This window comes from Streptomyces sp. NPDC043738 (assembly GCF_056436545.1).
On sequence record NZ_JBWKCJ010000024.1, the window covers coordinates 111,246 to 134,676 of the forward strand.

Sequence of the window (23,431 nt, forward strand, 5' to 3'; positions counted from 1 at the left end):
GAAGGATCGGGGGCGAGGGTTACGGGACGGCGGTTCTGATTCAGGCCAAGGGTGCGTAATGTGACGGTAACCCCCTCACGTGATACTGGTGTGCCACGCACGATCTTCCCCGTGCGTGGACAGGCCGATTGACCTGCAAGGATTGGTGACCCATGGACAAGCAGCAGGAGTTTGTGCTCCGTACGCTCGAGGAGCGCGACATCCGCTTCGTACGGCTGTGGTTCACCGATGTCCTCGGGTTCCTCAAGTCCGTGGCGGTCGCGCCGGCCGAGCTGGAGCAGGCCTTCGACGAGGGCATCGGCTTCGACGGCTCGGCCATCGAGGGCTTCGCCCGGGTGTACGAATCCGACATGATCGCCAAGCCGGACCCGGGGACCTTCCAGATCCTGCCCTGGCGTGCCGAGGCCCCCGGCACCGCCCGGATGTTCTGCGACATCCTGATGCCGGACGGGTCGCCGTCGTACGCCGACCCCCGGTACGTCCTCAAGCGCATCCTGGCCAAGACCTCCGACCTCGGGTTCACCTTCTACACCCACCCGGAGATCGAGTTCTTCCTGCTGAAGGACAAGCCCGTCGACGGCTCCCGGCCGATCCCCGGCGACTCCTCCGGCTACTTCGACCACACCCCGCAGAACGTCGGCATGGACTTCCGCCGGCAGGCCATCACGATGCTGGAGTCCATGGGCATCTCGGTGGAGTTCAGCCACCACGAGGGCGCCCCCGGCCAGCAGGAGATCGACCTGCGCTACGCCGACGCGCTCTCGACCGCCGACAACATCATGACGTTCCGGCTGGTCATGAAGCAGGTGGCGCTGGAGCAGGGCGTCCAGGCGACGTTCATGCCCAAGCCGTTCTCGGAGTACCCGGGCTCCGGCATGCACACCCACCTCTCGCTCTTCGAGGGCGACCGCAACGCCTTCCACGAGTCCGGCTCGGAGTACCAGCTCTCCAAGGTGGGGCGCTCGTTCATCGCCGGCCTGCTGCGGCACGCCGGGGAGATCTCCGCCGTCACCAACCAGTGGGTCAACTCCTACAAGCGCATCTGGGGCGGCACCAACCGCACCGCGGGCGCCGGCGGCGAGGCCCCCTCGTACATCTGCTGGGGCCACAACAACCGCTCCGCGCTGATCCGCGTCCCGATGTACAAGCCCGGCAAGATGGGCTCGACCCGGGTCGAGGTCCGCTCGATCGACTCCGGCGCCAACCCGTACCTGACCTACGCGGTGCTGCTCGCCGCCGGCCTCAAGGGCATCGAGGACGGCTACGAGCTGCCGGCCGGCGCCGACGACGACGTGTGGGCGCTGTCGGACTCGGAGCGCCGGGCGATGGGCATCGAGCCGCTGCCGCAGAACCTCGGCGAGGCCATCGAGCTGATGGAGCGCAGCGAACTGGTCGCCGAGACCCTCGGCGAGCACGTCTTCGACTTCTTCTTGCGCAACAAGAAGCAGGAGTGGGAGGAGTACAGGTCGGAGGTCACCGCCTTCGAGCTGCGCAAGATGCTGCCCGTGCTCTGAGCCACCGCGCCACCGAGAGGCCGCATCATGGCACTTCCCGCTCCGCAGGGACGGCGGAGCAGCACCTTCACCCGGCTGCTGAGGCACGGTTTCACCGACCCCTCGGCGGCCGGGGTGCTGCTCGACGTCCCCGAACTCGCCCCCGTACGCGACGACTCGGTCCTGCTCGAAGCGCTCGGGGCCACCGCGGACCCGGATCTCGCGCTGCGGGGCCTGGCACGGCTGGTGGAGGCGCTGCCGCCGGACGAGCAGCAGGCGCTGCTGAGCACGGTCGTCGCGGCCAAGCCGCTGCGCGACCGGCTGCTGGGGGTGATGGGCGCCTCCGAGGCGCTCGTCGACCACCTCGCCCGGCACCCGGAGGACTGGCAGTCGCTGGTCACCTACGAGTCGGTCGATCTGCACCCCACCACTCCCGAGTTCGAGCAGTCGCTCGCCGAGGGCATCTGGGGCGAGCGGGGTGCCGGCCGCTCACGCGCGGACGCGCTGCGCGCCGCCTACCGCCGGGCCCTGCTGGGCATCGCCGCCCGCGACGTGTGCGGGACGACCGATGTCGCCGAGGCCGCGGCGGAGCTCGCGGACCTGGCCACCGCCACGGTCCGGGCCGCCCTGGAGATCAGTTACGAGGAGGCGCCCGGCGACGCCGCGGTCTGCCGGCTGGCGGTCATCGGCATGGGCAAGTGCGGCGGCCGGGAGCTGAACTACGTCTCCGACGTCGACGTCATCTTCGTCGCCGAGGCCAAGGAGGGCGTCGACGAGGCCAAGGCGCTGCAGGCCGCGACCCGGCTCGCCGCCCGGATGATGCGACTGTGCTCGGACAACACGGTCGAGGGCACGATCTGGCCGGTGGACGCCAATCTGCGGCCCGAGGGCCGCAACGGCCCGCTGGTGCGCACGCTCAGCAGCCATCTCGCCTACTACCAGCGCTGGGCCAAGACCTGGGAGTTCCAGGCGCTGCTCAAGGCCCGCCCGATGGCCGGTGACCTGGGGCTCGGGCAGGAGTACGTCGACGCCCTGGCGCCGATGGTGTGGGAGGTCGCCGAGCGGGAGAACTTCGTCTCCGACGTACGCCAGATGCGCCGCCGCGTCGTCGAGAACATCCCCGCGGCGCAGGTCGAACGCGAGCTCAAGCTCGGCCCCGGCGGGCTGCGCGACGTCGAGTTCGCCGTCCAGCTGCTGCAGCTGGTGCACGGCCGCAGCGACGCCACGCTGCGCAGCGCCACCACCCTGGACGCGCTGGCGGCGCTGGCCGCCGGCGGCTATGTCGGACGCCAGGACGCCGCGGCCCTGGACGCCGCCTACCGCTTCCTGCGCACCTTGGAGCACCGCATCCAGCTCTTCCGGATGCGCCGCACCCATCTGATGCCCGAGGACGAGGCCGAACTCAGGCGCCTGGCACGGTCGTTGGGCCTGCGGACCGAGCCGGTCGACACCCTCCGCAGGGAGTGGAAGTGGCACGCCAGGGAGGTGCGCCGGCTGCATGAGAAGCTCTTCTACCGTCCGCTGCTCGATGCCGTCGCCCATCTGGAGCCCGGCGAGGCACGGCTGTCCGCCAGGGCCGCCCGTCACCGCCTCGAAGCGCTCGGCTACCACGACCCGGTGGCCGCGCTGCGGCATCTGGAGGCGCTGGCCTCCGGCGTGACCCGCAAGGCCGCCATCCAGCGGACGCTGCTGCCGGTGCTGCTCGCCTGGTTCGCGGACTCCGCCGACCCGGACGCCGGACTGCTCAACTTCCGCAAGGTCTCCGACGCGCTCGGCAAGACGCCCTGGTACCTGCGGCTGCTGCGTGACGAGGGCGCCGCCGCCGAGAACCTCGCCCGGGTGCTGTCGGCCGGCCGGCTCGCCCCCGACCTGCTGCTGCGCGCCCCCGAGGCGGTCGCGCTGCTCGGTGCCCCCGACGGGCTGCAGGCCCGCACCCGGGCCGCGCTGGAGCAGGAGGTGCTGGCCGCGGTCGGCCGCGCGGACGGTGCGGAGGCGGCGGTCACGGCGGCCCGCGGGGTGCGCCGCCGGGAGCTGTTCCGCACGGCCGCGGCGGATGTGATCGGTGCCTACGGCACGGAGTTCAGCCCGGCCGACAAGGACCACGGCCACTCGGTCGACGCGGTCGGCTCCGCGCTGTCCGACCTCAACGCCGCCACCCTCGCCGGCGCGCTGCGCGCCGCGGTCCGCGAGCAGTGGGGCGACACCCTGCCCACCCGCTTCGCGGTGATCGGCATGGGCCGCTTCGGCGGCCACGAGCTGGGCTACGGCTCGGACGCCGATGTGCTGTTCGTCCACGAACCGCGCGAGGGCGCCGACGAGCAGGAGGCCGCCAGGGCCGCCCACGCCGTCGCCAACGAGATGCGCCGGCTGCTGGAACTCCCCTCCTCCGACCCGCCGTTGCCCATCGACGCCGACCTGCGCCCGGAGGGCAGATCGGGGCCGCTGGTGCGCACCCTCGCCTCGTACGCGGCCTACTACCGGCGCTGGTCGCTGGTGTGGGAGGCCCAGGCCCTGCTGCGCGCCGAACCGGTCGCGGGCAACGCCGGCCTGGGGGAGCGGTTCATCGAGCTGATCGATCCGCTGCGCTATCCGGCCGAGGGCCTGGGCGAGGACGCGGTCCGCGAGATCCGCAAGCTCAAGGCCCGGATGGAGGCCGAGCGGCTGCCCCGCGGCGCCGACCCGACCACCCACGCCAAACTGGGGCGCGGTGGTCTCAGCGACGTCGAGTGGACCGTGCAGCTGCTGCAGATGCAGCACGGCTGGGAGATCCCCGGGCTGCGTACGACCCGTACCCGCGAGGCGCTGGCCGCCGCCCACGCCGCCGGGCTGATCGGCACCGAGGAGGCCCAGACCCTGGACGAGGCCTGGGTGCTGGCGGCGCGGGTGCGCAACGCGGTGATGCTGGTGCGGGCCCGCCCGGGGGACACCTTCCCCACCGACGGCCGGGAGCTGGCCGCCGTGGGCCGCTACCTCGGCTACGAGGAGGGGCACGTCGGCGAGATGATCGACGACTACCGGCGGATCACCCGACGGGCGCGCGGCGTGGTGGAGGAGATCTTCTACGGGGCCTGACGCTCCAGCAGGCCCCGGCAGTGCGCCAGGAATCCGGCCAGGGTCAGCTCGAAGGCCTGGTCGGCGCGGTCCGGCCCGACGGCGTCCTGCGCCGCGGACAGCCGGGGCGCGCCGGCGCCGTCGGGGACCTCCCACATGACCTTCGGCGCCGACATGTCGAGCGCCGAGCCGAGCACGATGTTGTCCAGGCCGGTGATCACCGGCAGCACGGCGGACGGGGCGAAGCCGGCGTCCAGCAGCATCCCGGCCACCCGTTCGTACTGGGCCAGCACCTTGGGCGCGCGGACCGGTGAGGTCATCAGCATCGGGATCGTGCGCGGATGGGCGGCGAACGCGGCACGGTAGGAGCGGGCCCAGGCCGCCAGCGCGCGGTCCCATGAGGCGTCGTGCAGGGTGCCGGGGTCGATGGCGTCGGTGACCCGCTCCCGCAGCAGCTCGATCACCCCGGCCCGGCCGTCCACATGGTGGTACACCGAGGCGGTCTGCACCCCGAGCCGGCGGGCCACCTCCGGAACGCTGAAGTCGCCCTTTGCGTCGACGAGTTCGAGCGCCGTCGCGCCGATCCGCTCCCGGTCCAGCAGGGCCTTCCGCGGCCGCCCCATGTCCTTGCTCCCGCCCGACCCCGCCGAGGGGTCTTCCCGAATCGTACGGCGGGGGGTACCTTCCCAAAAACCGAAAGCCTTTAGGTTTTTCTCGCGGTCGAGCTGCCGTCACCATCCCCGTACGTGCCGGGCCGCCTCCTTCCCTCCCTCGGCAGAAGGGCATCGAGACATGGCCGCACAGCCCGCACCCCGCGACGGGGCGTCACCGCACAGCCCGCCACCGGCCGCCTCGCTGCGCCGCGGCACCCTCGGCGTCGCCGACATCGCCTTCTTCGTGATCTCGGCCGCCGCCCCGCTCACGGTGATGGCCGGCACCTCACCGCTCGCGATCGGCGCCGGCGGCCCCGGCGCCCCCGTCGGCTACCTCCTCGCCGGCGCCACCCTCGCCCTCTTCGCCGTCGGCTTCACGACCATGGCCCGGCACGTCCGCAACGGCGGCGGCTTCTACGCGTTCATCACCCGGGGACTCGGCCGACCGGCCGGCTTCGGCGCCGCCACCGTGGCCCTGCTCGCCTACAACGGCATGCAGATCGGCGTCTACGGACTGCTCGCCACCGCCACCCAGGACGCGCTGCGGGCCTTCTGGGGCATCCACCTGCCCTGGCCGCCGATCGCCGTCGCCGGCGTCCTGGTCGTCTGGTACCTCGGCCACCGCTCCATCGACTTCGGCGCCAAGGTCCTGGGCGTCCTGCTGGTCGCCGAGACCGGCATCCTCGTCCTGCTCGCCGGCGGCGTACTGCTGCACGGTGGCGCGCACGGCCTGGCGCTGGACTCCTTCACCCCCGGCAACGTCCTGGTGCCCGGCACCGGTGCGGTCCTCGCCTTCGCCTTCGCCGCCTTCACCGGCTTCGAGTCCACCGCGATCTACCGCTACGAGGCCCGCGATCCGGCCCGCACCATTCCCCGCGCCACCTACCTCGCGGTCGCCTTCCTCGGCCTCTTCTACGCCTTCGTCATCTGGATCGTCATCCAGGCCGTCGGCAGCGACCGGATCGTCCGGGCCGCGCTGCACGACCCGGCCGGCCTCTTCTTCACCGCCACCACCGAGTACGTCGGCAGCTGGGCCGCCGGCCTGATGCACCTCTTCATCGTCACCAGCATCCTCGCCTCCCAACTGGCCTTCCACAACGCGATCAACCGCTACGTGCTGGCCATGGCCCGAGAAGGCGTGCTGCCCGCCGCGGTCGGCCGCGTCCACCCGCGCCACCGCTCCCCCTACCTGGCCGGCGCGGCACAGAGCCTCCTCGCGGTCCTCGTCGTCGTCGGCTTCGCGCTGGCCGGCGCCGACCCCTACCAGCAGCTGCTGCTGTGGATGAACACCCCCGGGATGCTCGGCCTGCTGGTGCTCCAGGCGATCACCGCGGCCGCCGTCCCCTGCTACTTCCGCCGCTTCGCCCACCAGGAAGGGGCGCTGCGCACCGTCATCACCCCGATCGCCGCCGCCGTCCTGATGGCCGGCGCCCTCTGGCTGGTCATCGCCAAGATCGACCTGATGACCGGCGCGCCGCCGGCCACCAACACCGCCCTGGTCCTCACCGTCCCCGCCGCCTTCGCCCTCGGCCTCCTCGGCGCCCGCCGGATCCGCCGCAGCCGCCCCGAGGTCTACGCGGGCTTCGCGGCGGAACCGGAGGAGGACGAGGACGAGGACGAGGGGGCGAGGGACGGGGGCCCGGGCGGCGAAGCAGGGAAGAGGGACGAGGGGAACAACGGGGATGAGCGGACGGCAACGGCCGGCCGGCGCCCCGGCGAAGAACCGGCCCCCGGAGAAGCGGCCGCACCGGCCCCCGGCGAGGAGGCCACCGCCCCGGCCCCGTAACCGCAACCGGCCGGAACCGGCCGAGCCCCGCACCCCACCGCGCCACCCAACAGCCCCCATGCCCACCCCCCAGGAGCCCCCATGCCCGCCGGATCCGCCCCGTCATCGCCCCTCACCACCGCCGACACCGTCCTGACCGGCGCTCGGGTCCGCACCCTGGACCCGGACCGCCCCTGGGCCGGGGCCGTCGCGATCAAGGACGGGCGGATCGCCGCGGTCGGGGACGAGCGGGACGTACGGGACTGGCGCGGCGCCGCGACCGAGGTCGTCGATCTGGCCGGGGCGACCCTCACCCCCGGCTTGGTCGACGGCCACAGCCACCCCGTCTGGGGCGTCGAGATGGCCACCGGCCTCGACCTCTCCCAGGTCCGCGACCTCGACGAACTGCGCACCGCGCTCGCCCGCGCCGCCCGCGCGCTCGGCCCCGGCGAGTGGCTCACCGGCTGGGGACTGGACCACAACGTCTTCGGCGGCCGCCCCGTCCACCGCGATCTGGTCGAGGACGCGCTCGGCGGCGCCCCGGCCTTCCTGCGGCTCTACGACGGGCACTCGGCGCTGGCCAGCGGCCGGGCCCTGGCGGCCGCCGGGATCGACGGGCCGCGCGGGTTCGCCCAGCGCGCCAGCGTCGTCTGCGACGCCGACGGGCGCCCCACCGGGCACCTCGTCGAGCACGCCGCGATGGAGCTGCTGACGCCCGCCGTCCCGCGCGCCTCGGCCGCCGACCGCCGCGCCCGGCTGCTCGCCCTGCTCGACGACATGGCCGCCGGCGGTCTCACCGGCGCCCACGTCATGGACCTGGAGAACGACGGCGTCCTTGAGCTGCTGTCCGGTATCGAGGCGGACGGCGGTGTCCTCCCCCTCCGGCTGCGGCTGGCGCCCTGGTGCATGCCGGGCATCGACGAGGAAGGCCTCGACCACCTCGTCGAGCTGCAGCGGCTGGGCGGCCGGCACTGGCGCGTCGGCGGCGTGAAGTTCTTCATGGACGGCACCGTCGAGGGCGGTACGGCCTGGCTGGAGCACGCCGACTGCCACGGCCAGGGCACCGACGCCTTCTGGCCGGACCCCGCCGCCTACACCCACGCCGTGCACCACCTCGCGCGGGCCGGTGTCCGCACCGCCACCCACGCCATCGGCGACGCCGCCGTACGGCACGTCCTGGACACCGTCGAGCTGCTCGGCGACGACGCCCGGCGGGCCCGCCACCGGCACCGCATCGAACACATCGAGACCGTCCCCGCCGAGCAGCTGCCGCGCTTCGCCCGCCTCGGCGTCGCCGCCTCCATGCAGCCCACCCACACCGCGTACACCCGCGCCGACCACACCGACGCCTGGTCCCGGCGGGTCGGCGAGGAGCGCGCCGGACGGGCCTGGCGCTGTCGAGATCTGCGGGAAGCGGGCGCGGTGCTGGTACTCGGCTCCGACTGGCCGATCGCCCACCACGACCCCCGCCAGGTCCTGGCCACCGCCCGGCTCCGCCGTCCCGCGGGACGCCCGGACGTCGCGCCGGTCACCCCCGGTCAGGCGCTGACCGGCCTGATGGCACTGGAAGGGTGCACCTCACACGCGGCACTGGCGGTGGGCGAGGAGCACCAGGCCGGCCGCATCGCCCCCGGCTACCGCGCCGACCTCACCGCCCTGGCCGTGGACCCGGTCACCGCCCCCGCGGACGACCTGGGCGCGGCAGAGGTACGTCTGACGATGACGGGCGGGCACATCACCCACCGCTCCGTGGGCTGAGCCCCTCGGGGCCTGGGTGTACGCCTGGGCGCCCGGCACCGCCCTCAGACCACCGCCGGGGCGAGCCGCGACAGCCGGTGCGGCAGTGTCCGGTACCAGACGCCCGCCAGCGCGAACCCGAAGCTCAGGCAGAGCACCCCGCCGACCGCGTCCAGCCAGAAGTGGTTCGCCGTGGCGACGATGACCAGCAGCGTCGTCGTCGGGTAGAGCAGCCCGAGCGCCTTGGCCCACACCGGCTCGGCCAGCAGCGCGATGATGATGCCGCACCACAGCGACCAGCCGATGTGCATCGACGGCATCGCCGCGTACTGGTTGGACATCGAGGCGAGGTTGCCGGACGCCATCGAGCCCCAGGTGCCGTGGTCGATCAGGGTGTCGACGAAGCCGCCGTCCGGCATCAGCCGGGGCGGCGCCAGCGGGTAGAAGTAGTAGCCGACCAGGGCGACGCCGGTGGTGGCGAACAGCGCCAGCCGGGCCGCGGCGTAGCGGCCGGGATGCCAGCGGTAGAGCCACACCAGGACGCCGATCGTCACGATGAAGTGCAGCGTCGCGTAGTAGTAGTTCATCGACACGATCAGCCAGGTCACCGAGTCCACCGCATGATTGACGGTGTGCTCGACGGCGATGCCCAGCGAGTGCTCCGCCTGCCAGATCCAGTCGGCGTTCTTCAGCGCCTTCGCCTTCTGCTCCGGCACCGCGTTGCGGATCATCGAGTAGATCCAGTAACTGACCGCGATCAGCAGGACCTCGAACCAGAGCCGGGGTGTGCGTGGGGAGCGCAGACGGGCCAGCCGGCCCGCTTCCGCTGGCCGGTCCGTACGGTCCCCGGTGAGTGGCGGGGTGGTCGACGGGCCGTCCAGAATCCTCGTATTCGCTTCACCCATAGGCAGACAGTTTGCCAGAAAGGGGCGTGTCGCCGATCATCCTTCGGGCGGGTATTCGATCGTTTGTATCGGTCTTGAGGGGGAGTCGGAACCCCGGTACTTCTGGGGGACACCCCCCGTCAGGTGGCGCGCAGCGGCCGGGGGATCCGGGTGGTCTTCGGCGCCGAGGCGGTCGAGCCGCGGACCACCAGCTCGGGGTGGAAGACGAACTCGCTGTGCGGCGCCGGGGTGCCGCCGACCTCCTCCAGGAGCGCGCGGACCGCGGCCTGCCCCATGGCCGTGACCGGCTGCCGGATCGTGGTCAGCGGCGGGTCGGTGAAGGCGATGAGGGGGGAGTCGTCGAAGCCGACCACGGAGATCTCCCGCGGGACGTCCAGCCCGCACTGCCGGGCCGCGCGGATCGCGCCGAGCGCCATCATGTCGCTGGCGCAGACGATCGCGGTGGTGCCCCGCTCGATCAGCGCGCTCGCCGCGGCCTGCCCGCCCTCCAGGGTGTAGAGGGAGTGCTGGATGTACGGCTCCGCCTCGGCCGGGCCGATCTGCAGCCGCTCCTGCATGGCGCGCACGAAGCCCTCGATCTTGCGCTGGACGGGCACGAACCGCTTGGGGCCCAGCGCCAGCCCGATCCGCCGGTGGCCCAGCGCGCCGAGGTGGGTGACGGCCAGATCGACCGCGGCCCGGTCGTCGGGGGAGACGAACGGCGCCTGCACCTTGTCGGAGAAGCCGTTGATGAGCACGAAGGGCACGCCCTGGCCGCGCAGCTGCTCGTAGCGCTGCATGTCGGCGGAGGTGTCGGCGTGCAGTCCGGAGACGAAGATGATCCCGGCCACCCCGCGGTCGACCAGCATCTCGGTCAGCTCGTCCTCCGTGGAGCCGCCCGGGGTCTGGGTGGCGAGCACCGGCGTGTACCCCTGGCGGGTCAGCGCCTGCCCGATGACCTGGGCGAAGGCCGGGAAGATCGGGTTCTCCAGCTCCGGGGTGATCAGCCCGACCAGGCCCGCGCTGCGCTGCCGCAGCCGTACCGGGCGTTCGTAGCCCAGCACGTCGAGGGCGGCCAGCACGGACTGGCGGGTGGTGGCGGAGACACCGGGCTTCCCGTTGAGAACCCGGCTGACGGTGGCCTCGCTGACACCCGCCTGCGCTGCGATGTCGGCCAGCCGGGCGGTCATGGAGGGGACCTTACCGTCCGGCTGTCAGATTGCCCACCAGGTGCAGCTGTCGCCGGGGAGCACGGCCGACGCGCCGTTGACGGTCACCGGTGCGCTGGAGAGCAGCGGTGTTCCGGAGGGCGGCAGTTCGACGTCGTGACCCAGCGTGTTGACCGTGCAGAGCAGACCGGGGCGGGTGAAGGCGAGGACGCCCGCGGGGGCCGGCTGCCAGCTCAGCTCCCCGTCGCCCAGGCCCGGCAGCCGGCGCCGCAGGCCGAGGGCGGTGCGGTAGAGCTCCAGGGTGGAGGCGGGGTCGCCGGTCTGCGCCTGGACGGTGAGCGGTGCCCAGTCGGCGGGCTGCGGCAGCCAGCTGCCGCCGTCGCCGAAGCCGTACGGGGGCGCCTGGCCGGACCAGGGCATGGGCACCCGGCAGCCGTCCCGGAAGCCGTCCTGGCCGCTGGTCCCGGCGGCCTGGCCGCGGAAGAACGCCGGGTCCTGGCGCGCCTCGTCGGGCAGGTCGGTGACCTCGGGCAGGCCCAGCTCCTCGCCCTGGTAGAGGTACGCGGAGCCGGGCAGTGCCAGCATCAGCAGGGTGGCGGCGCGGGCGCGGTCCATGCTGCCGCCGAGGCGGGTGGTGTGCCGTACGACGTCGTGGTTGGACAGCACCCAGGTCGTCGGGGCGCCGACCGAGGCGGTGGCGGCGAGCGAGGCGTCGATGACCGAGCGCAGCGCGTCGGCCTGCCAGGGGGCGTTGAGGAACTGGAAGTTGAAGGCCTGGTGGAGTTCGTCCGGGCGGACGTAGAGAGCCAGCCGCTCGGCGGTGGGGGCCCAGGCCTCGGCGACGCCGATCACCTGCTTGCCGTGGGCGTCGCCGTATCCGTCCAGCAGTCGGCGCCAGGTGCGGTGGATGGCGTGCACCCCGTCCTGGTCGAAGAACGGCAGCACCTGGGTGCCGATCAGTTTCGCCTGCTGGCCGTGGCCGATGTCGGGCAGGCCGGGCGCCTTGACCATGCCGTGGGCGACGTCGACGCGGAAGCCGTCCACGCCGAGGTCGAGCCAGAAGCGCATGATGGCCTCGAATTCGGCGTGCACGTCCGGGTTGTCCCAGTCCAGGTCGGGTTGCTCCGGGGCGAAGAGGTGCAGGTACCAGTCGCCGCGTTCGGTGCGGGTCCAGGCCGGGCCGCCGAAGACCGACTCCCAGTCGTTGGGCGGCAGCTCGCCGTTCTCCCCCTTGCCGGGGCGGAAGAGGTAGCGCTGCCGGGCGAGTTCGGGGTCCTTGAACCACGGGTGCCGGTCGGAGGTGTGGTTGGGCACGATGTCGACGATCACCCGCAGGTCCAGGTCGTGGGCGGTGCGCAGGAGGTCGTCGGCGTCCTGGAGGGAGCCGAAGAGCGGGTCGACGGCGCGGTAGTCGGCGACGTCGTAGCCGCCGTCGGCCTGCGGTGAGGCGTAGAACGGCGTCAGCCAGACGGCGTCCACGCCCAGGTCCTTGAGGTACGGCAGCCGTTCGCGGACCCCGCGCAGATCGCCGACGCCGTCGCCGTCGCTGTCGGCGAAGGAGCGGACGTACACCTGGTAGATGACGGCGTCGCGCCACCAGCTGGGACCTCGGCCCGGTCCGGCGGCCTGGGGGGCGGGGCTGGGGGAAGTGAGCTCCTGGGTCATCTGCCGTCCCTGTCGAGGTCAAGAGGCGTGTGGGGTGCCGTTACGGAGTCAACGCTCGGGCGGGCGCGGGGTGACGTGCCACGACCTCCTCAAGGGTCCCGTTCCGGACATCCCGCTGCAATCCCTTCCAGCAATCTTGCAGCAATTTGCCGCAAGGTCTTTCGATTTGTTTGCAGCGCTGTTACGTTCCTGACCGCCATCTGAGGCATTTCCCTAAGGAGTTCACATGCGGCGTGGCATAAGGGGCATTACGGCCGGCGCGCTGGTAGCGGGCCTGGCGCTGGCGGCAACGGCATGCGGTGGCGGAGGTGACGGCGAAAACGGCAGCAGCGGGGGCGAACTGTCGGGAACCGTTACCTTCTGGGACACCTCCAACGACGCCGAGAAGGCGACCTACCGCAAGCTTGCCGAGGGCTTTCAGAAGGAGCACCCGAAGGTCCACGTCGAGTATGTGAACGTCCCCTTCGGCGACGCCAACGCCAAGTTCAAGAACGCGGCCGGCGGCAACTCCGGCGCCCCCGACGTGATGCGCACCGAGGTCGCCTGGACCGCCGACTTCGCCAACCTCGGCTACCTCGCCCCGCTCGACGGCACCCCCGCCCTCGACAAGGCCGACGACTACCTCCCCCAGGCCCTCGGCTCCACCAAGTTCAAGGGCAAGACCTACGCCGCACCCCAGGTCATCGACACCCTCGGCCTCTTCTACAACAAGAAGCTGCTCAAGGACGCCGGTGTCGAGGTGCCCAAGACCTTCGACGACCTGGCCGGCGCCGCCAAGAAGATCAAGTCCAAGACCGGCGCCACCGCCCTCTACCTGCGCGGTGACGATCCCTACTGGTTCCTGCCGTACCTCTACGGCGAGGGCGGCGACCTGGTGAACGCCCGCGACAAGGTCGTCGAGATCGACGACGGCGCCGGCGTCAAGGCCTTCAAGACCCTCAAGAGCCTGGTGGACTCCAAGGCCGCGGTCACCGACGCCACCGACGGCCAGGAGAACCAGCTCAAGGCCCTCAAGGACGGCACCGTCGCGATGGCCATCGACGGCCCCTGGGACATCGAGGGCGCCCGCGCCGGCAAGGCCTTCAAGGACAAGAACAACCTCGGCGTCGCCCCCGTACCCGGCGGCAGCAGCGCCCAGGGCTCCCCGCAGGGCGGCTGGAACCTCTCGGTCTACGCCGGCAGCAAGAACCTGCAGGCCTCCTACGCCTTCGTGAAGTACATGAGCTCGGCCAAGGTCCAGCAGCAGACCACCGAGCAGCTCAGCCTGCTGCCGACCCGCAAGTCCGTATACGACGTACCGGCCGTCAAGAACAACGAGATGGTCAAGTTCTTCAAGCCCGCCGTCGACGGCGCCGTCCAGCGTCCCTGGATCGCCGAGGGCAACTCCCTCTTCGAGCCGATCAAGGTCCAGATGAACAAGGTGCTCACCGGCGCCGCCACGCCCGAGCAGGCCGCCAAGGCGACCGGCGACGCCTACCGGAAGCTGCTCAAGGACTACAAGTGACCTTTGCTGTACGGGTGCGCCGGACGCTCGGCACTCACTGGTACGCATGGACGATGGTCGCCCCGGTGGTACTCGTCATCGGGGTGATCATCGGCTATCCGCTGGTGCGCGGCGTCTTCCTGTCGCTCACCGATGCCAATGAGGCCAACGTCGAGCGGAACATCGGCGTCAACCACATCCCCGCGACCTACAAGTTCACCGGCCTGGACAACTACCGGGCGGTGCTCTCCGACGGCGTCTTCTGGGACCGCCTCGGCTGGACCGCCCTGTGGACCGTCGGCTGCGTGGGCGTCACCTTCCTGATCGGCCTCACGCTCGCGAACATGCTCAACCGCACGCTGCGCGGCCGCACGTTCTACCGCCTCGCGCTGATCCTGCCCTGGGCCGTCCCCGCCTTCATCTCCGTCTTCACCTGGCGGATGCTCTACAACGAGAAGAACGGCATCCTCAACAAGCTGCTGGCCGGCGGCGGCATCGACGCCGTCCCCTGGCTCAACGACCCCACCTGGGCCAAGCTCTCGGTCATCGCCGTCAACGTCTGGCTGGGCGTGCCCTTCATGCTCGTCGCCCTGCTCGGCGGCCTGCAGTCCATCCCGGCCGAGTTGTACGAGGCCGCGGAGATGGACGGCGCGAACGCCTGGCAGCGCTTCCGCAACATCACCCTTCCCGGGCTGCGCGCCGTCAGCAGCACGGTGATCCTGCTCTCCGCCATCTGGACCTTCAACATGTTCCCGGTGATCTTCCTGCTCACCAGGGGCGGCCCCGGCGACGCCACCGAAATCCTGGTGACCTACGCCTACCGGCTCTCCTTCGTCGACAGCCCCCGCAACTTCTCCGAGTCCGCGACCTGGGGCGTACTGATCCTGCTGCTGCTCTCGGCCGTCGCGGTCGTCTACCGCCGGGCGCTGCGCAAGCAGGGAGAGGTGTGGTGAGCATGCGTCACAAGAGAAGCCCGCTGGCCTCGGTCGGCCTGCACGCGGGCCTGGTCGTCGCCGCCGCCGTGGCCGTCTTCCCGCCCCTCTGGCTGCTGATCACCTCCTTCAAACCGCGCAACGACGCCTTCTCCACCGGGCTCATATCCCACCCCACCCTCGCCAACTACACCCACGTACTGGCCGACACACAGTTCCTGACCTGGTTCGGGAACTCGGTGGTGATCGTCGGGCTGACCACCGTCCTCGGCGTGTTCATCGCCGCCACCACCGGCTACGCCGTCAGCCGCTTCCGCTTCCCCGGGATGCGCCCGCTGATGTGGCTGCTGCTGATCACCCAGATGTTCCCGGTCGCGGTCCTGATCGTGCCGCTGTACAACCTGCTGGCGAGCCTCGGCCTGCTCAACCAGCCGGCCGGGCTGGTCGTCACCTACCTGACCATCGCCGTGCCGTTCTGCGCCTGGATGATGAAGGGCTTCTTCGACACCATCCCGGTGGAGATCGACGAATCGGGCCGGGTCGACGGCCTCAACCCGTTCGGCACCTTCTGGCGGCTCGTCCTGCCGCTGGCCCGCCCCGGCCTCGCCGTCACCGGCTTCTACACCTTCGTCACCGCCTGGGCCGAGGTCGCCTACGCCTCCGCCTTCATGACCGGCGAGGAGAACCTCACGCTCGCCGGCGGGCTGCAGACCTTCGTCAACCAGTACACCAACGACTGGGGTTCGATGACCGCCGCCGCCGTGATCATCGCGGTACCGGCCGCGCTCGTCTTCGCCTTCGCCCAGCGCCACCTCGTCGCCGGACTGACCGCCGGCACCACCAAGGGATGACATGACCCCACAGCACGACGTCACTCCTGACCACGCCACTCCCGCCACCGGCTGGTGGCGCGACGCGGTGATCTACCAGGTCTATCCGCGCAGCTTCGCCGACGGCAACGGCGACGGCATGGGCGACCTGGCGGGCATCCGCAGCCGGCTGCCGTACCTCAGGGACCTGGGTGTGGACGCCGTCTGGCTGAGTCCGTTCTACGCCTCCCCGCAGGCCGACGCCGGCTACGACGTCGCCGACTACCGCACCATCGACCCGATGTTCGGCACCCTCGCGGACGCCCAGGGGGTGATCGACGACGCCCACCGCCTCGGCCTGCGCATCATCGTCGACCTCGTCCCCAACCACTGCTCCGACCAGCACGAGTGGTTCCGCCGCGGACTGGCCGAGGGCCCCGGCTCCACGGCCCGCGAGCGCTTCCACTTCCGCAAGGGCCGCGGCGAGAACGGCGAGGAGCCGCCCAACGACTGGGAGTCCCTCTTCGGCGGCCCGGCCTGGACCCGGGTCCCCGACGGCGAGTGGTACCTGCACCTCTTCGCCCCCGAACAGCCCGACTTCAACTGGGACCACCCCGCCGTCCAGGACGAGTTCCGCTCCATCCTGCGCTTCTGGCTGGACCTGGGCGTCGACGGCTTCCGGGTGGACGTCGCCCACGGCCTGGTCAAGGCTCCCGGCCTGCCCGACATGGGCCGCGCCGACCAGCTCACCCTGCTCGGCACCCAGACCCTGCCCTTCTTCGACCAGGACGGCGTGCACGCCATCTACCGCTCCTGGCGCACCGTCCTCGACGAGTACGCGGGCGAGCGGATAGCCGTCGCCGAGGCCTGGACCCCCACCGCCGAGCGCACCGCGCTCTACCTCCGCCCCGACGAGCTCCACCAGGCGTTCAACTTCCACTACCTCAACACCACGTGGGACGCGAAGGAGCTGCGGGAGGCGATCGACGCCTCACTGGACGCCATGCGCCCCGTCGGCGCCCCGACGACCTGGGTGCTGTCCAACCACGACGTCGTACGCCACCGCACCCGCCTCGGCGGCGGCCTGGACCGCGCCCGTGCGGCCACCCTGCTGATGCTGGCGCTGCCGGGCTCCGCGTACGTCTACCAGGGTGAGGAGCTGGGCCTGCCGGAGGTCACCGACCTGCCCGACGAGGTCCGCCAGGACCCGTCCTTCTTCCGCGCCACCGGCCAGGACGGCCTCCGGGACGGCTGCCGGGTGCCGCTGCCCTGGTCCGGCCAGGCGGCGCCCTACGGCTTCGGCGACGGCGGCAGCTGGCTGCCGCAGCCCGCCGACTGGGCACCGCTCACCGTCCAGGCGCAGACCGGCGACCCCGCCTCCACCCTGGAGCTCTACCGCACCGCGCTGTCCCTCAGGCACAGCCACCCCGGCCTCGGCGCGGGCGACGCGGTCGAGTGGCTGGACGCGCCCGACGGCGTCCTGGCCTTCCGGCGCCCGGGCGGACTGGTCTGCACGGCCAACACGACCGGGTCCCCGGCCCGGCTGCCCGCCCCCGGCCGCCCGCTCCTCTCCTCCGGCCAACCGCCCTTGGTGGACGGTGACTTCATCCTTCCCGCCGACACCACCGTCTGGTGGGAGGAGTGACCCAGCCCCCGGAGCACGCCACCCCCCGGCTCGCCGACATCGCCGCCCAGGCGGAGGTCAGCGAGGCGACCGTCAGCCGCGTGCTGAACGGCAAGGCGGGGGTGGCGGCGGGCACCCGCCGCCGGGTGCTCGCCGCGCTCGACGTCCTCGGCTACGAGCGACCGTTACGGCTGCACCGCCGCAGCGCGGGCCTGGTCGGCCTGGTCATCCCGGAGCTGACGAACCCGATCTTCCCGGCCTTCGCCCAGATCATCGAGCAGTCGCTGGCCGGCCACGGCTACACGCCGGTGCTGTGCACCCAGATGCCCGGCGGCGCCACCGAGGACGAACTCGTCGAGCAGCTGGAGGAACGCGGCGTCACCGGCATCGTCTTCCTCTCCGGCCTGCACGCCGACACCCGTGCCGACCCCGCCCGCTACGCCCGCCTCGCCTCCCGGGGCGTCCCGTTCGTCCTCATCAACGGCTACAACCCGCACATCGACGCGCCGTTCGTCTCGCCCGACGACGGCGCGGCGGCCCGGATGGCGGTACGCCACCTGGCCGAGCTGGGCCACGAGCGGATCGGGCTGGCCGTCGGCCCGGTCCGCTACGTCCCCTCCCACCGCAAGGCCGAGGGGTTCGTGGCGGCGCTGGGCGAGTCGTTCGGCCTGTCGAGGGGGCAGGCCGAACGGTTCGTCCAGCACACCCTGTTCAGCGTCGAGGGCGGTGACGCGGCGGCCGCGGCCCTCCTCGACGAGGGCTGCACCGGCATCGTCTGCGGCAGCGACCTGATGGCGCTGGGCGCCGTACGCGCGGCCCGCCGCCGGGGCCTGGACGTGCCCGCCCAGCTCTCCGTCGTCGGCTTCGACGACTCCCAGCTGATCGCCTTCACCGATCCGCCGCTGACCACCGTGCGCCAGCCGGTGCAGGCGATGGCGACCGCCGCCGTGGGCGCCCTGATCGAGGAGATCCACGACCGGGCACAGGGCCGGGAGAGCCCGGCCCGGCGCACCGAGTTCATCTTCCAGCCGGAGCTGGTCGTACGGGGATCGACGGGGCCGGCCCCGGGGTGAGAGCCGGCCCTCCTGGGCGGCGTACGACACGAACGCCGCCCAGGCGCGGGCCGGGACGCCGAGCTGAACGGATGAGGAGAGGTGCCGGACGGGGCGGCTCAGGCGGCGGGGCGACGGGCGTGGAAGATGCCCCAGCGCAGCAGGTTCCGGCGGGTGATGTCCGTCCAGAGGGGGAGGTTGGCCAGCAGCTCGTCGACGTAGGCCGGGCTGATGACCTCGCGCAGTTCGGCCGCGCGGTGGCGGACCTCCTCGTCGAGGCGCGCGTAGTGGGTGGCGATGTCGGCGGTGCGGTCCTCGTAGGTGGCCTTCAGGCCGAGGCCGGACAGCAGGTCCAGGTACCGGGACGGCGTCCCCAGGGCCGGCATGGAGAGCCGGGAGGTCGCGGGGCGCACGGCCTCCGGAGGGGTCTTCTCGTCCGTCATGATGTCCGAGAAGACCAGGGCCCCGCCCGGCTTCAGTACGCGTACGGCCTCGGTCAGCGCGCCCTGCTTGTCCGGCACGTGGCTCAGGACCTCCAGGGACCAGACGACGTCGAAGCGTTCCGCCTCGTAGGGCAGGTCGCCCAGGGAGCCGGTGACGACCTCGATGAGGCCGTCCAGGCCGCGCCGGGCGTTGGCCGCGCGGTGGCGCCGGTTGTGCTCCTCGCTGAGGTCGAGGGCCACGACGCGGCAGCCGAAGCGTTCGGCCAGCGCACGGGCGGAACCGCCGTATCCGGAGCCGAGGTCGAGGACGGCGGCGTGCGGGCCGAGCAGGTCGGCGGCCTTGTCCGCGGCGTGCTGGACGGTACGGCGCGAGGCGTCGGCGATCGCCTCGTGCGCGTCGGCGTAGATGCCGACGTGGATGTCCTCGCCGCCCCAGACGGCGTCGTAGAAGGCGTCGACGTCGGCGGTGTCGTAGTAGGTGCGGGTCGCGTCGTCGTGGTCCGGTGTGCTGCTGGTGTGGTTCCCGGGGTTGTTGATCACGGTGGGGGGATTCCCCGGACCGGTCGGGGTGATTCGTCCGTCTTGCAGGCATAGGTGACTATGCGCCAACTGGCTGCGGGGGCGAGGGCGGGCCTTGGTGCCGGTCCGACCGGCCGGGCGCGTAGGGCCCGTTGAGCTGTGGACCTCCGGCCGGCCGGACCGTTACTGCAGGAACGTAACACCGTTGCAATCTCTTGCGTAAGGTCTTGCAACAAGGAATCAGGGCGGATAGAACCATGAGCCATGTCCTCCCTCACCCGCCGGGCCGGCCGGCACCTGGCCGCCGCACTGGCCCTGACCGTCGGCGCGGCGGCCCTGCTCGTCTCGTCCCCGCAAGCGCCCGCCCAGGCGGCCCCGTCCGGCCCGAACCAGGCCCTGGCGCAGTGGATCGACCGCGACACCGTGGTCTGGAAGGGCGCCGAACGCGCCGACGCGCAGCTGGAGTTCGGGGCGGGGGAGGGCGATCCGGCCGGACGCCGCATCCGGCTGACGCCCGGGACCCTCAGCCAGGCCGAGCGCGCCGCTTATCCCCACCTGACGGGGTATCCGGCCTTCACCGTCGACCCCCGCGACCAGGACCTGGCCCGCACCGCGCTGCGCGGCCGGCTCGTCGCCGCCCAGCGCACGGCGGACGGGCGGCTCGCCACCACCGGCGTGCAGATACCCGGCGTCCTGGACGACCTCTACGGCGCCCGCGCCCAACGCGCCGCACTGGGGCCGGTCTTCCACCACGGGCGCCCCACCCTCTCCGTATGGGCGCCCACCGCCCGCACCGTCTCCCTCGAACTCGACGGCCGCACGGTCCCGATGCGCCGCGACGACAACAGCGGTGTCTGGCGTGCCCAGGGGCAGCGCGACTGGGTCGGCAAGCCGTACCGCTACCTCGTCACCGTCTGGGCGCCCAGCGCCGGCACGACCGTCACCAACAAGGTCACCGACCCCTACTCCACCGCTCTGACCGCCGATTCGGGCCGCAGCCTCGTCGTCGACCTCGGTGACCCGAAGCTCGCCCCCAAGGGCTGGGCGGGGCTGCGCAAGCCCGCCGCGGTGCCGCTGCGCCGGGCCCGCATCCAGGAGCTGCACCTGCGCGACTTCTCCGTCGAGGACCGCACCTCCCGCCACCCCGGGCAGTACCTCGCCTTCACCGACGCGCGGTCGGACGGCATGCGCCATCTGAAGTCCCTTGCCGCGGCCGGCACCTCCTACGTCCACCTGCTGCCGGTCTTCGACGGCGCGACCGTCCCGGAGAAGCGCGCCGACCAGGACCGGCCCGGCTGCGACCTGACCGCGTACGCCCCCGACTCCGATCGCCAGCAGGAGTGCATCGCCCAGTCCGCCGCCCGCGACGCCTACAACTGGGGCTACGACCCCATGCACTACACCGTCCCCGAAGGGTCGTACGCCTCGGACCCGGAGGGCGCGGCCCGCACCGTCGAGTTCCGCCGCATGGTGCAGGGGCTGAACGGCGCCGGACTGCGCACCGTCATGGACGTCGTCTACAACCACACCGCCGCGAGCGGCCAGGACCCGCACTCCGTCCTGGACCGCATCGTCCCCGGCTACTACCAGCGGCTGCTCGACGACGGCGGTGTGGCCACCTCCACCTGCTGCTCCGGCACCGCACCGGAGCACACCATGATGGGCAGGCTCGTGGTCGACTCCGTCGTCACCTGGGCCAGGCAGTACAAGATCGACGGCTTCCGCTTCGACCTGATGGGCCACCATCCCAAGGCCAACATCCTCGCCGTGCGCAAGGCCCTGGACGCGCTGACCCCGGCGAAGGACGGCGTCGACGGCAAGCGGATCATCCTCTACGGCGAGGGCTGGAACTTCGGCGAGGCCGCGAACGACGCCCGGTTCGTCCAGGCCACGCAGCGGAACATGGCCGGCACCGGCATCGCCACCTTCAGCGACCGGGCCCGCGACGCGGTGCGCGGCGGCGGCCCCTTCGACGCCGACCCCCGGGTCCAGGGCTTCGCCTCGGGCCTGTACACCGACCCCAACTCCTCCCCGGACAACGGAGATCCGACTGCCCAGCGGGCCCGACTCCTGCACTACCAGGACCTCATCAAGGTCGGCCTCACCGGCAACCTCGCCGACTACACCTTCACCGACACCACCGGCCGCCGCGTCAAGGGCTCCCAGATCGACTACAACGGCGCCCCGGCCGGCTATGCGGCCGACCCGGGCGACGCCCTCGCCTACGCCGACGCGCACGACAACGAGACCCTCTACGACGCGCTGGCGTACAAACTCCCACCGGCGACCGGCGCCGCCTACCGCGCCCGCCTGCAAGTCCTTGCGCTGGCCACCGCAGCCCTTTCGCAGGGCCCGGCCCTCTCCCAGGCCGGTTCCGACCTCCTGCGCTCCAAGTCCCTGGACCGCAACTCCTTCAACAGCGGCGGCTGGTTCAACGCCCTGCACTGGAACTGCGCCGACGGCAACGGCTTCGGCCGCGGACTGCCCCCGGCCGCCGACAACAAGGACAAGTGGTCCTACGCCAAGCCCCTGCTGGCCGATCCCGCGCTGCGCCCCGGCTGCGCCGAGATCACCGGCGCCTTCGCCGCCTACCGCGACCTGCTGCGCATCCACGCCACCGAACCGGCCTTCGGCCTGCCCACCACAGCGGCGGTCCAAAAGGCACTGTCCTTCCCGCTCTCCGGAAAGGACGAGACCCCAGGCGTCCTCACCATGCGCCTCGCCGACCTGGTGATCGTCTTCAACGCCACCCCCCACCGGCAGCACCAGACCGTCCCCACCCTCGCCGGCCGGCCCTACGCCCTGCACCCCGTCCAGGCCCACGGCGCGGACCGCACCACCGCCACCGCCTCCTACGCCCCCGCCTCGGGCACCTTCACCGTCCCCGCCCGCACCGTCGCGGTCTTCCGGCACACGCAGAGCTAGGGGGCCCGGCGAAAACGGATCGCGGCACGACGGCCGAGGCGCCACGATGGGCATCGACACAGAGGGTGACCAGGGGGGCGACGAGTGCCGGGCGGCGCACAGGGATTCGTGTACGACGAGCTGGGAGACGGATCCGTGGTGGTACGGCACCACGGACGGCGGGCAGCGGTGTTGCGGGGCGGCCGGGCCGAGCGGTTCCTGCGGGAAGTGACCTCCGGCGACGCCCAGTTGGTGATGGCCCGGTGGACGGGCAACTACCGGCGGGGCAACGAGCGCGCGGCGCGTCAGCACCCGAGGAACGCCCGGTAGCAGCGCCGGGCGGCTCGGCTCAGCCGGCCAACCGCTTCTCCAGGAGGGTGACGGCGTACGGACTGCCGCCGCCGTTGTCCTTCTTGGACGCTTGCTCCCCGACCACCGTGTACCCCGCGGCCTCGTAGTACGTACGCAGCCGCGGATTGGACGAGACGCAGTCCAGCCGGGCCCACCGCCGCCCCGCCTCCGCGATCCGCCGCTCGCCGTGCGCCAGCATCGCCCGCCCGGTCCCGGCCGGTGCCCGTCCGCGGTCCACCATCAGCCGGTGCACATAGCCCGCCTCCGGCGGCTGCGGTCCCCACGCGGGCTCGTCGTTCCACCACAGCTCGAAGGCGCCCGCTATCCCCCCGCCGGCCTCCGCGAGCCAGACCTCGCCGTCCGCCATCCGCCGCCGGAAGTGCCCCTCGTCCTTCCCGCCGGGCTTCCACTGGTCGATCCCCGACTCCTGCATCCAGCGAGCGGCGGCGTCGTACAGGGAGACCAGAACGGCCAGATCGGCACCGGGGCGGGCGAGTCGAAACGTGATCTCGTTCATGGGCCGGATTCTGTCAGTCGTTTCGCGGAGCTTGGACGGCCTCCCACGTTGTCGGCTTTCCCGCCGTGGTGCCGTGTCGCCGTTGCGCCTGCGGCGGGCGGTGGTTTGTCGGGTGCGGTGACAGCCCTACGGACTCCGTCCTACGGTCTGTCCCCTCCCGCGGGTGGGTGGAAGTCGGGCTGGTGGGGGCTGGCCCCCTCACTCGACTTCCTGCACACGAAGGCTGACGTTCACCCCCACCGTCTTCTCCCACCCACTCACGGGAGGGGGCGGGGGGGGGGGGGGGGGGGGGGGGGGGGGGGGGGGGGGGGGGGGGGGGGGGGGGGCGCGGACTGCCAACCGCGACCCCCCGCCCCCCGCCCCACCCCCGGCGCACCACA

General features: G+C 72.2%; 17 protein-coding genes. 11 read left to right on the forward strand and 6 right to left on the reverse strand.

Features of this window, described 5'->3' with window-relative positions:
* Positions 1-152: 152 nt before the first annotated feature.
* Together glnA and AC0680_RS27565 are read left to right on the forward strand one after the other, a co-directional pair.
* The gene (gene glnA, locus AC0680_RS27560; protein WP_384437549.1) at positions 153-1,514 is read left to right on the forward strand and encodes a type I glutamate--ammonia ligase; all 1,362 of its coding nucleotides are present in this window, start codon (positions 153-155) and stop codon (positions 1,512-1,514) included.
* 27 nt (positions 1,515-1,541) lie between these two features.
* A complete protein-coding gene (locus AC0680_RS27565; protein WP_478633711.1) occupies positions 1,542-4,565 on the forward strand; it encodes a bifunctional [glutamine synthetase] adenylyltransferase/[glutamine synthetase]-adenylyl-L-tyrosine phosphorylase in 3,024 nt (1,007 codons plus the stop codon).
* Here AC0680_RS27565 and AC0680_RS27570 read toward each other — a convergent pair.
* On the reverse strand, positions 4,553-5,167 hold the full coding sequence (locus AC0680_RS27570) for a TetR/AcrR family transcriptional regulator (protein WP_478633713.1): 615 nt from the start codon (positions 5,165-5,167) through the stop codon (positions 4,553-4,555). The genes AC0680_RS27565 and AC0680_RS27570 overlap by 13 nt on opposite strands.
* A 169-nt stretch (positions 5,168-5,336) precedes the next feature.
* Here AC0680_RS27570 and AC0680_RS27575 point away from each other — a divergent pair, with 169 nt between their 5' ends.
* Together AC0680_RS27575 and AC0680_RS27580 are read left to right on the forward strand one after the other, a co-directional pair.
* Positions 5,337-6,983, forward strand: a complete 1,647-nt coding sequence (locus tag AC0680_RS27575) for an APC family permease (RefSeq protein ID WP_478633716.1) — start codon at positions 5,337-5,339, stop codon at positions 6,981-6,983.
* Between the two features lie 81 nt (positions 6,984-7,064).
* A complete protein-coding gene (locus AC0680_RS27580; RefSeq protein ID WP_478633718.1) occupies positions 7,065-8,720 on the forward strand; it encodes an amidohydrolase in 1,656 nt (551 codons plus the stop codon).
* 44 nt (positions 8,721-8,764) lie between these two features.
* Here the strand turns inward: AC0680_RS27580 and AC0680_RS27585 are convergent, their stop codons facing one another.
* The 3 genes from AC0680_RS27585 to AC0680_RS27595 all read right to left on the reverse strand — a co-directional run bounded on the left by AC0680_RS27585 (position 8,765) and on the right by AC0680_RS27595 (position 12,417).
* On the reverse strand, positions 8,765-9,604 hold the full coding sequence (locus tag AC0680_RS27585; protein ID WP_478633721.1) for a phosphatase PAP2 family protein: 840 nt from the start codon (positions 9,602-9,604) through the stop codon (positions 8,765-8,767).
* A 119-nt stretch (positions 9,605-9,723) separates the two neighbouring features.
* Positions 9,724-10,773 (reverse strand): LacI family DNA-binding transcriptional regulator, encoded by a 1,050-nt coding sequence (locus tag AC0680_RS27590; RefSeq protein ID WP_478633724.1) that lies wholly within the window; start codon positions 10,771-10,773, stop codon positions 9,724-9,726.
* A gap of 24 nt (positions 10,774-10,797) precedes the next feature.
* Positions 10,798-12,417 carry a glycoside hydrolase family 13 protein gene (locus AC0680_RS27595; protein WP_478633726.1) on the reverse strand — a complete coding sequence of 540 codons (1,620 nt, stop codon included), beginning with the start codon at positions 12,415-12,417 and terminating at the stop codon, positions 10,798-10,800.
* A 226-nt stretch (positions 12,418-12,643) separates the two neighbouring features.
* Between AC0680_RS27595 and AC0680_RS27600 the strand changes: the two genes are divergently transcribed.
* Genes AC0680_RS27600 through AC0680_RS27620 form a run of 5 tightly spaced genes read left to right on the forward strand, consistent with a single transcriptional unit; the run spans position 12,644 to position 18,338 of the window.
* On the forward strand, positions 12,644-13,921 hold the full coding sequence (locus AC0680_RS27600; protein WP_478633729.1) for an extracellular solute-binding protein: 1,278 nt from the start codon (positions 12,644-12,646) through the stop codon (positions 13,919-13,921).
* A 53-nt stretch (positions 13,922-13,974) separates the two neighbouring features.
* Positions 13,975-14,853: a carbohydrate ABC transporter permease gene (locus tag AC0680_RS27605; RefSeq protein ID WP_478633772.1), complete on the forward strand. Its 879-nt coding sequence runs from the start codon at positions 13,975-13,977 to the stop codon at positions 14,851-14,853.
* Between the two features lie 2 nt (positions 14,854-14,855).
* Positions 14,856-15,683: a sugar ABC transporter permease gene (locus AC0680_RS27610; RefSeq protein WP_478633731.1), complete on the forward strand. Its 828-nt coding sequence runs from the start codon at positions 14,856-14,858 to the stop codon at positions 15,681-15,683.
* Position 15,684: 1 nt separating this feature from the next.
* Positions 15,685-17,286: a glycoside hydrolase family 13 protein gene (locus AC0680_RS27615; protein ID WP_478633733.1), complete on the forward strand. Its 1,602-nt coding sequence runs from the start codon at positions 15,685-15,687 to the stop codon at positions 17,284-17,286.
* A complete protein-coding gene (locus AC0680_RS27620) occupies positions 17,274-18,338 on the forward strand; it encodes a LacI family DNA-binding transcriptional regulator (RefSeq protein ID WP_478633735.1) in 1,065 nt (354 codons plus the stop codon). The genes AC0680_RS27615 and AC0680_RS27620 overlap by 13 nt, the downstream gene beginning before the upstream one ends.
* 98 nt (positions 18,339-18,436) lie before the next feature.
* Here AC0680_RS27620 and AC0680_RS27625 read toward each other — a convergent pair whose 3' ends face one another.
* The gene (locus AC0680_RS27625; RefSeq protein WP_478633737.1) at positions 18,437-19,300 is read right to left on the reverse strand and encodes an SAM-dependent methyltransferase; all 864 of its coding nucleotides are present in this window, start codon (positions 19,298-19,300) and stop codon (positions 18,437-18,439) included.
* 243 nt (positions 19,301-19,543) lie between these two features.
* On the opposite strand from AC0680_RS27625, the gene pulA reads away from it, so the two are divergent.
* Together pulA and AC0680_RS27635 are read left to right on the forward strand one after the other, a co-directional pair.
* Positions 19,544-22,204, forward strand: coding sequence for a pullulanase-type alpha-1,6-glucosidase (gene pulA, locus AC0680_RS27630; RefSeq protein WP_478633740.1), 2,661 nt, complete (start codon positions 19,544-19,546; stop codon positions 22,202-22,204).
* 108 nt (positions 22,205-22,312) lie between these two features.
* Positions 22,313-22,513 (forward strand): hypothetical protein, encoded by a 201-nt coding sequence (locus tag AC0680_RS27635; protein ID WP_478633741.1) that lies wholly within the window; start codon positions 22,313-22,315, stop codon positions 22,511-22,513.
* A gap of 19 nt (positions 22,514-22,532) precedes the next feature.
* Here AC0680_RS27635 and AC0680_RS27640 read toward each other — a convergent pair whose 3' ends face one another.
* A complete protein-coding gene (locus AC0680_RS27640; protein WP_478633742.1) occupies positions 22,533-23,051 on the reverse strand; it encodes a GNAT family N-acetyltransferase in 519 nt (172 codons plus the stop codon).
* Positions 23,052-23,431: the final 380 nt, after the last annotated feature.